We start from the raw sequence: 7655 nt of genomic DNA, 5'->3' as shown, positions 1-7655 counted from the left end.
GATTATGGAGAGGTAAAATCATCCGAAAAAGTATCAGGAGAGATAAAAGAAATAGATGTATTGTTCACTCCTTCAGTCGAACAAGCCTCTAATTTACAAGTGCTAGGCTTGCTAGGAAGATTTGCCGAATATCCTGCAATATTAGAACCATTCCGCAATCCTGCCTCTACCGATGAAATATGCGATTGTATTCTAAAACTATTAGAAGTAAAGGGTGGATTGCGACGAGAAGCACTCGGCAAAGAAAATCCAACTCCAGGAGTCGGAAATACCCAAACTGTGGGTTCTGACTCCAACCATATCTGAACGCTTATTATCTAGCTTTAACGTTAACCAAAAAGAGGGATGGTTATCAGGAGTATATTTTTTAGGTGATGCCTTACGGACAGCAATTGTTGCCATACATCAATTACCGGAAACACCTTCTTACGTTGTGGTTGAGATTATTGGGAAGGGGAAGTGTGCAGTCACAAGCGATTGTTGAGTTGCAAGCGTTACCATTAAATCATCCATACCAGCAAGCAACACTCGAATTAGTTTACAACTTGCGCGAAAATTTGAGAATTAATCAAGAATTATCATCAGACGATCAGGAGTTAATTATGCGATTAGAACCACTTTACCAAAGAGATAAGGAACAAGCTATACAGTTCGGAAATAAACAAGGAGAACAACGTCTAATTATACGTCAACTCAATCGCCGTATTGGTGAAATTGATGCATCATTAATCGAGCGAGTTCAAGGATTATCTATTGAACAATTAGAGAATTTAGGAGAAGCATTATTAGACTTTTCTAGTGTTGCTGATTTATCAGCTTGGTTGAGCCAACAACTTCGATAAATAATCGATTAATCATGTTTAAAATACATCCCTCTCGTTTGTTGGGAGGGATTTTTTATATATCACTGAAGCTAATACTTCAATGTTCTGGTGGATGGGGACGCGGATCATCTCGCGCTTGTTTGTTTTCGTTCCTCATAGTGATATCGCAATTGATAGCAACAGCTATCGATATCAAGTAGATAGCATTGCTATCAGAATATCAGGAATTGGATGCACAGTACTAGCAACGCAGTCCGGAAGAAAGCAGCGCATATAATTTATCAATCTCGGTGCTTCATATGTGCTGACCCTACCGTCTAAAGCGATTGAGGTTAAGCGAACTTGCTTCATCTTCTCCAGCGTGCAGGTAATTGTCGATAGTAATTTTCCCGCTGGAATGTCCCAAAGTCTTAGTAATTACATGTATAGGAGTATTTTTAGCAGCGTGGGTGGCGTGGGAATGTCGCAGCCAGTGGGGAGAAGGTATGCGCGATAACCCAGCAGCAAGAGCAATCGATTTAATAATACGACGAATGTGCCGATCGCACACTGGCTCGTTCGTTTTTTGACTGATAAAAATGGGTTCAGTTTTATCACTCTTGCGCTGTCGGTTTTTGAGTAAATATTGATATAGTTCAACAGGAAGGCGCACGTCGCGTTCCTTATCCCCCTTGCCTATAACCTTAATATAAGGTAAACTCGACTGATTAAGATGAATCGCGCCCCAGGTGAGTGTAGCAACTTCGCCAACCCGAAACCCTCCACAGTAAAATAGCTCAAACACCAAGTAATTGCGCTGCGCTTGAATTTTCTTTTGGGGTGTTTTCGCGTCACTAATCGCTAAAATTGCTGCATCGCTCATCATCTCAATCTCGGTGACAGAAAGCGTTCTTTCCTTTATTTTCTTGCGTTCAGCAGGCACCTTTAATAACATCGCCGGGTTAGCACGTAGATATCCCACATCGCACGCATATCTAAGAAAACTTTTGAGCGATGCCAACCTTCGCCGTACCGATGCCCGTGCAATATGACATAACTTCTCCTTCTCTAGAAGGTAGTTTTTATACTCATCCACATCTTCTTTGGTGACGGCGTGCAAATTCAAATCATCCAAGTCAGGATAATCAACCCCCAACTTGTACTGCACAAAATGCATTACATCATTACGATAAGCACGCGCTGTTTGAAGCGATTCGCGAGAACCTAACCAACTGGTAAATAATTCGCTCGTTGTATTAGCCCCAGTAATTTTTACGTTGACTGTTGCCTGTACAACAGCATCAACAGTTGCCTGGATAAACGCTAACTGCTCCGGTGTAAGTAACGCGATCGCATCGGTTAAATCGGTATGCCTTACGAAGTCAATACTCGCATTGTCCATCACAAAACACCTCAATAATTCCACACAGCGTCCGCCCACTTATATAAATGTCCGATAAGTACCGTTCCCAGACATTTAAAATATATTGTACACCCAACGAGAGGGTGTATTTGTACACAGCGTCAAGTTTTTGTCAAGGTATGGGCAATGTTAATTTATATTGCACTTAAGGGATTTTTCCGTGGGGTTGAGTTAAACAATTTGATGAGTAGTGTGATTGATATTACAGGTTAATTTTGAGTATTTGAGTGTGAATATTCGACCGCACTCCCGAAGGAGTGCATTTAACTGTGGAGTTCCGAGGCTTTGTGTGCTAAGAAGGATGAAGAAGCAGAGGGCAAGTAAGCTGCAATGCACTCTAGTAGGTAATGCACAGGAGAATTTATGACACGTCCACCTAGTAGCAGAGGTACTTCAACAAACCAGCCCAAATCTAGAAACACTCCTCCCAAGAAAAGCTCTAGTGTATCAAAACAAGCTTCGTCAAATGGTGCAAGTACCAACGCGGTAGTTGATTCGACACATAAGGCTGCATTGGATGTAGAATCTGTTGCTGTACCGTTGTCCAATCAAGAAGCTCCTTTCTCGACGGTGCCATCGGACAAGGAAGAAGATTCAGAAGGAGTTGTTGCTACATCGCCATTGGATAAACCTGCTGCTGTGATGGTGCCTCTGCGTTTGATTGTTACTGCTTCCACGCAACCCAGGCGTTATTTTGACTCCAAAGCGATGGAATCTCTGGTGGCATCGGTGAAAAAAGACGGTATCCTCCAACCCTTGTTGCTAAGACCGTTGGGAGATGACAAGTTTGAAATAGTTGGTGGGGAAAGAAGGTTTAAAGCCGCACTTTCGTGCGGACTCAAGGAAGTACCCGCAGTTGTCAGGGAGATGACTGACACCGAGGTATTAGAATTTGCTCTAGCAGAAAATTTGCAACGAGAAGATTTAAATGCCATCGAGGAGACTGAAGCGATTCTAGATTTGTTGGCTTTGAAGCTTAAGAGCGATAGGTTCGGGGTTATTTCCTTACTCAATAGACTTGCTCGAATCAAACGCGGAGTTGCGTACAACGATGTACACGTCGAACGTTTAAATATAGTCGAAGAAGTGTTTACGGATATTGGCAAGATGTCCCGTGAATCATTTCGGGTGCATAGATTGCCGTTACTCAATTTGCTTTTTCGATATCTTATCCGCATTACGTAACGGGCAAATTGCCTACACCAAAGCACTTGAGATAGCCAAAGTTTCGGATGATGTTGAACGTGCAGACCTTCTTTCTGAGGCTCACGCCCAGAATCTAAGCGTGAGTCAAATTAAAAACAAGGTTTTAGCTATTAACCCACCATCGTCTGGGGACGAACTACAAGAGCGCATAGGAGTTGCTTACAAATTGGCAAAGAAATCCAAAGCGTGGGATAACCCAGAATTGCGTTCCAAGTTGCGGGATTTGTTGACACAAGTAGAGGAGTTGCTTTCACTATAATACATTGAAGTTATAGGGCAGAAGTCGAACCCCACATAGCTGATAAAAACAGCTTTGGGCAAGCGTTACTACTTTCTATTTTTGGTCAAATTATTCAGTTTAGTTAGGCTAGACCGAATATTGCCCGCTTCCTTCCTACTTTTTAGCCGCTTTTTTGCTTCCTTGATAACTTGCTTCATCACGGATTCTTTATCAAAGCAAGTTACGTAAAACGCTTCAAGCAATGTTTCGATTGTGACTTTTTCTCGGTTGCACAATTCGTCGAGTTCGTCTTTAATTGGAGTTTCTAACCGCACGGGTATTCTAGCGGCAATTTCTGGAAAGTTGGCGAGTAATTCTTCTAATCGCTTGAGTTCCGATACTTCAGTTGGGGGAAGTGCGATGGCATTCAACGTGTCATCAATCTTCTCTTGCTGCAATACATCAATACGTGGCTCCACGGTAGGTTGGGTTGCGCGATCGCGAATCTCATCTAATAGGCTCATGTCTAATTCCTAGTACTATAAATTACACTGCTAATGACGGAATAAGTTTTGCGTACTGTTCGGCTAATGTTGGTTTTAGTTTCTGTGCCAATACTGAAATTGGATATTCCAATCCCGGTTGTCCTAAGTCTGTTGGTGATACCCGTTGGTTGATTGCATTTTTATATACATCAGATTCGAGCAGGTGAGGTAGCATTAAGTCTTTTCCCACTATTTCACCCATGAGCGTGATACTGCTTTTAGTGGCTTTTGTTGGGTTTACACCCGTCCATTTGGCACGGAAGGGGACTACTCCCACGAGTGAGCCATAGGGTAAAGCTGGCTGAAATTCTTTGACTAGTTCGAGTGTTCGTACCAAAGACTGCACTCCTTTGACGTTTGCTTCTGCTGGGATAATCCACTTGTCACCAGCACCCAGAGAAGTTTGGGCAAGGTGCGATCGCTCTGGTGGTGGGTCTACAATTATTACCCCGAAATTATTGGCAATTGGCTGTAAGCGGTTTCTCAGGATAAACAAACTAATGCCGCTGGATGCAAGTTTATAATTTGCATTCTCTAAGCCGTCATCTGAAGGTATCAAAAATAAGTTGGTATTGCTGATGGTGCGGTTGTCAAGTTGGACATCTGGTACTGGTGCGATCGCATTCACAATTGGTGTTTTGTCTTCGCTTTGAGTGATTACTTCCAGCAAAGTGGGGGTATTTGGTTGCACCTTAACCCCTAGAAAACTTGTGAGTGATGACTGCGGGTCTGCATCAATGAATAGTACTGGGATACCTAACCGTCCTAGATATCGACCCAGCATTAAGGCGACAGTAGACTTGCCCTGTCCCCCTGCCAATCCCAAGGTGACGATTGTGGGAGTTGAGAAAAGTTCCATTTGAAAGATGGCATAAATTCCTTCTTGCACAATAATACTACTATATATCTGCACTTAAATACAATAAAGTAATTGTACTTTTGTACAAAAGATAATAGACATAAAATTGCGTATACATTATATAGTGGGATTGCGCTTTGGTAATGAATGAATGCTTTGATTATTGAGGGAAACGTTTTGGCAGCATTAGGGCAACGCTAACCGTATATATTCAAGCTGTTTCAGGCTTTTCTTGTAGTCGAATCCTACCGGACGTTCTTCAAGCTTTCCACACTCGAACTAAACATATCTGTAAAAATTGACATCACCGTGCGTGAGCGTATTTTGATATTCGTACTTACTCCCATCCCCGACTGCAAGGATATATTCCTTCCTGAAACCAACAACTGCTGAGTTTCAAGTTCCACCTTTGCGGGAAACCTGTAAAATGGATAAATCTGGTCGGGTGGTAATGCATCAGAACCAATCCACACGAGTTTACCCTTAATATCGCCAAATTCACTAAACGGGAACGAATCAATCCGCACATCAACCGTCATCCCCTCTTTCACGAACCCGATATCTTTGTTGGTGATGTAGACTTTGGCTACAAGTTTGTCACTGGGAACCACTTTCAAGATGGGTTCGCTTGATGTGACAACAAACCCTGGTGTGTGTGCTTTTAATTCAAAGATTGTACCATTAGCAGGCGCTTTTATTTCCTGATATTTCAGGTTCATTTTGGCTTGACTAATTTGACTGTCCGTCTCAGCTATCTTTTTATTATTTTCGACTATCCCTTTAGTAAATTGCGAGTCAATTTCAGCAATTTTCTTATTATTTTCTGCTATACTATTAAGCCAATCTCTACGGGAAACTGCTACAGTCGAATGTAATTTAGCAATTCCTTCTGCTATAGAAGCTCTTAAACGTGCTTTTTCTTGAGTAAGTTGGTCAATTTCACTTTGGGCATTTCTTACTTCCTCTTGTTGTTTGAAGTATTGAATTTTGGAAATACCCCCATCTTTCATTAAAGGGGTAATATTATCCAAGATACCCTGATTCATCTTCAGAGTGTCTTTGGTACTGACAAGTTTAATATCGGTTTGCTGAAATTGTCGTTTTAATTGGTCTATTTGTGAAGTTGCAGCTGTTATTCGTGTATCAAGTTCGGCTTGGTTGGATGAAATACGTTCTCGTTGTTCTAACGTCAGCTTACTTGCAGAACCTGCACCAGACAACTGGGTACGGTATACCTGATTTTCTGCTATTAGTGTAGCCCGACTTCTAGTTAAATCAAGTATTTCAGTTGGAATTTTTAACTTTGTGACATCAACAGAAGTGCTACCTTTTAATTCAGACTGATAAAATTGGTTTTCTTGTACTAACGAAGCACGAATTTTCTGCAAGGATTGCATCTGTGCAATGCTCGTTGTATTATCAAGTGTAAGCAAGCGTTCTCCAAGATGAACTTGCTTGCCATCAATAACAAATATTTGTTTAACTACCCCACCCACAGGTGCTTGTACATCTAGTGTTGCACCACTAGCTTCCAATTTACCAGTAGCAGATACTGCTTCTTCAATTAAGGCTAAATTTGCCCAAATTACAGTACCAGTAGTTACTGCCATCAAACTCCACAGGATTGCTCTTGACCATTTTCTTGGTTGTTTTAATATTACTGGTTGGTCAAATTTGGGTACGTAACGTGGTGCAGTATTGGGTGGTTTGGGTTGAATATCAGATGCTGGGGTTGATAGTTGTTCTAATTGTTGGATGGAAACCAACGAGGGTATTGACGAATGTGAGTTACCATTACCACTAGTATTATTCTTGTTAGTACCATTCCCATTGTGTGAAGATTTTTCGTTTCCATTTTTCCCGTTACCATTATCAGTATTCATAATTAGTTTGTGATTGGTAAATAGCTGTTAGCTGTTAGCTGTTAGCTGTTAAAATTTTATTATTAATCATTATTTTTGTCTATTAATTAATTAATTAATTAATTAATTATAGCTTTGTTAATTTTTTAATATTTTATTCATCAAATGCTAGCGAATTGAAACATTTGGTATAATTTTAATTATAAATATGTAGCCATCATTAATTAAAAAAAATGATGATTGCTGAACTTGTGTTTGTTGTTGGTTAGCAATTAGCTATTGACTTTAGTGATTGGCTGTTAGGCGATATAGCCTGTTGTCTGATAGCTATCAATTATGACACATGGATGAACAGAAAATGAAAGATTTTATAGAGTTGAAAGTTTGGCAGAAGAGTCATCAATTAGTACTCCAAGTTTATGAAGTTACTGCAAAATTTCCCAAACACGAATTATACGGTTTAACTAGTCAAATGCGACGAGCATCAGCCTCTATTCCTACTAATATAGCTTTATGTTGTGGGAGGGGAAGTGATGCCTCTAAAAGCTCGCTTTCTTCAAATGGCAATGGGTTCTGGTAGTGAATTGGAATATCAACTTATACTTGCTCATGATTTGGGTTTTCTCGATAAATTACAACACGATAAGTTGATGGACGAGCTAATAGAAACTAAACGAATGCTCAATTCTTTCATCCAAAAACTAAGATTTACTAACAAAACAATTAACAGCTAAAAG

At 40.6% G+C, this 7655-nt stretch carries 8 protein-coding genes and 1 pseudogene; 5 read left to right on the top strand and 4 right to left on the bottom strand.

All coding sequences use genetic code 11. From position 1 onward, the window contains the following. Positions 1 to 842: pseudogene (locus tag TOL9009_RS37705) on the top strand (DUF4351 domain-containing protein); the annotation flags it as partial. Between the two features lie 292 nt (positions 843 to 1134). Here the strand turns inward: TOL9009_RS37705 and TOL9009_RS0102705 are convergent. Next, positions 1135 to 2205, bottom strand: a complete 1071-nt coding sequence (locus TOL9009_RS0102705) for a tyrosine-type recombinase/integrase (RefSeq protein WP_029631001.1) — start codon at positions 2203 to 2205, stop codon at positions 1135 to 1137. 384 nt (positions 2206 to 2589) lie between these two features. On the opposite strand from TOL9009_RS0102705, the gene TOL9009_RS37700 reads away from it, so the two are divergent. Both TOL9009_RS37700 and TOL9009_RS45030 read left to right on the top strand, forming a co-directional pair. Then, on the top strand, positions 2590 to 3411 hold the full coding sequence (locus tag TOL9009_RS37700; protein WP_144238130.1) for a ParB/RepB/Spo0J family partition protein: 822 nt from the start codon (positions 2590 to 2592) through the stop codon (positions 3409 to 3411). A gap of 100 nt (positions 3412 to 3511) precedes the next feature. After that, the gene (locus TOL9009_RS45030; protein WP_144238129.1) at positions 3512 to 3691 is read left to right on the top strand and encodes a hypothetical protein; all 180 of its coding nucleotides are present in this window, start codon (positions 3512 to 3514) and stop codon (positions 3689 to 3691) included. A 68-nt stretch (positions 3692 to 3759) separates the two neighbouring features. On the opposite strand, the gene TOL9009_RS0102695 is transcribed toward TOL9009_RS45030, so the two are convergent. The 3 genes from TOL9009_RS0102695 to TOL9009_RS0102685 form a co-directional block, all read right to left on the bottom strand. Then, on the bottom strand, positions 3760 to 4176 hold the full coding sequence (locus tag TOL9009_RS0102695) for a hypothetical protein (RefSeq protein WP_029631000.1): 417 nt from the start codon (positions 4174 to 4176) through the stop codon (positions 3760 to 3762). A 22-nt stretch (positions 4177 to 4198) separates the two neighbouring features. Further along, positions 4199 to 5056 carry a ParA family protein gene (locus TOL9009_RS0102690; protein ID WP_029630999.1) on the bottom strand — a complete coding sequence of 286 codons (858 nt, stop codon included), beginning with the start codon at positions 5054 to 5056 and terminating at the stop codon, positions 4199 to 4201. A 245-nt stretch (positions 5057 to 5301) separates the two neighbouring features. Beyond that, positions 5302 to 6939, bottom strand: coding sequence for an HlyD family efflux transporter periplasmic adaptor subunit (locus TOL9009_RS0102685; protein WP_051502763.1), 1638 nt, complete (start codon positions 6937 to 6939; stop codon positions 5302 to 5304). 322 nt (positions 6940 to 7261) lie between these two features. Here TOL9009_RS0102685 and TOL9009_RS48350 point away from each other — a divergent pair, with 322 nt between their 5' ends. Together TOL9009_RS48350 and TOL9009_RS48345 are read left to right on the top strand one after the other, a co-directional pair. Further along, positions 7262 to 7498 (top strand): four helix bundle protein, encoded by a 237-nt coding sequence (locus tag TOL9009_RS48350; RefSeq protein ID WP_313770040.1) that lies wholly within the window; start codon positions 7262 to 7264, stop codon positions 7496 to 7498. Beyond that, positions 7452 to 7652: a four helix bundle protein gene (locus TOL9009_RS48345; RefSeq protein WP_260675819.1), complete on the top strand. Its 201-nt coding sequence runs from the start codon at positions 7452 to 7454 to the stop codon at positions 7650 to 7652. Before TOL9009_RS48350 ends, TOL9009_RS48345 begins: the two co-directional genes overlap by 47 nt. Positions 7653 to 7655 lie beyond the last annotated feature (3 nt).

Origin of the sequence: [Scytonema hofmanni] UTEX 2349, from assembly GCF_000582685.1 — a bacterium.
In the GTDB taxonomy this organism is placed as follows: domain Bacteria; phylum Cyanobacteriota; class Cyanobacteriia; order Cyanobacteriales; family Nostocaceae; genus Hassallia; species Hassallia hofmanni.
The sequence above is the reverse complement of the archived record's forward strand: the minus strand, read 5'-3'. Positions and strand labels throughout refer to the sequence as shown.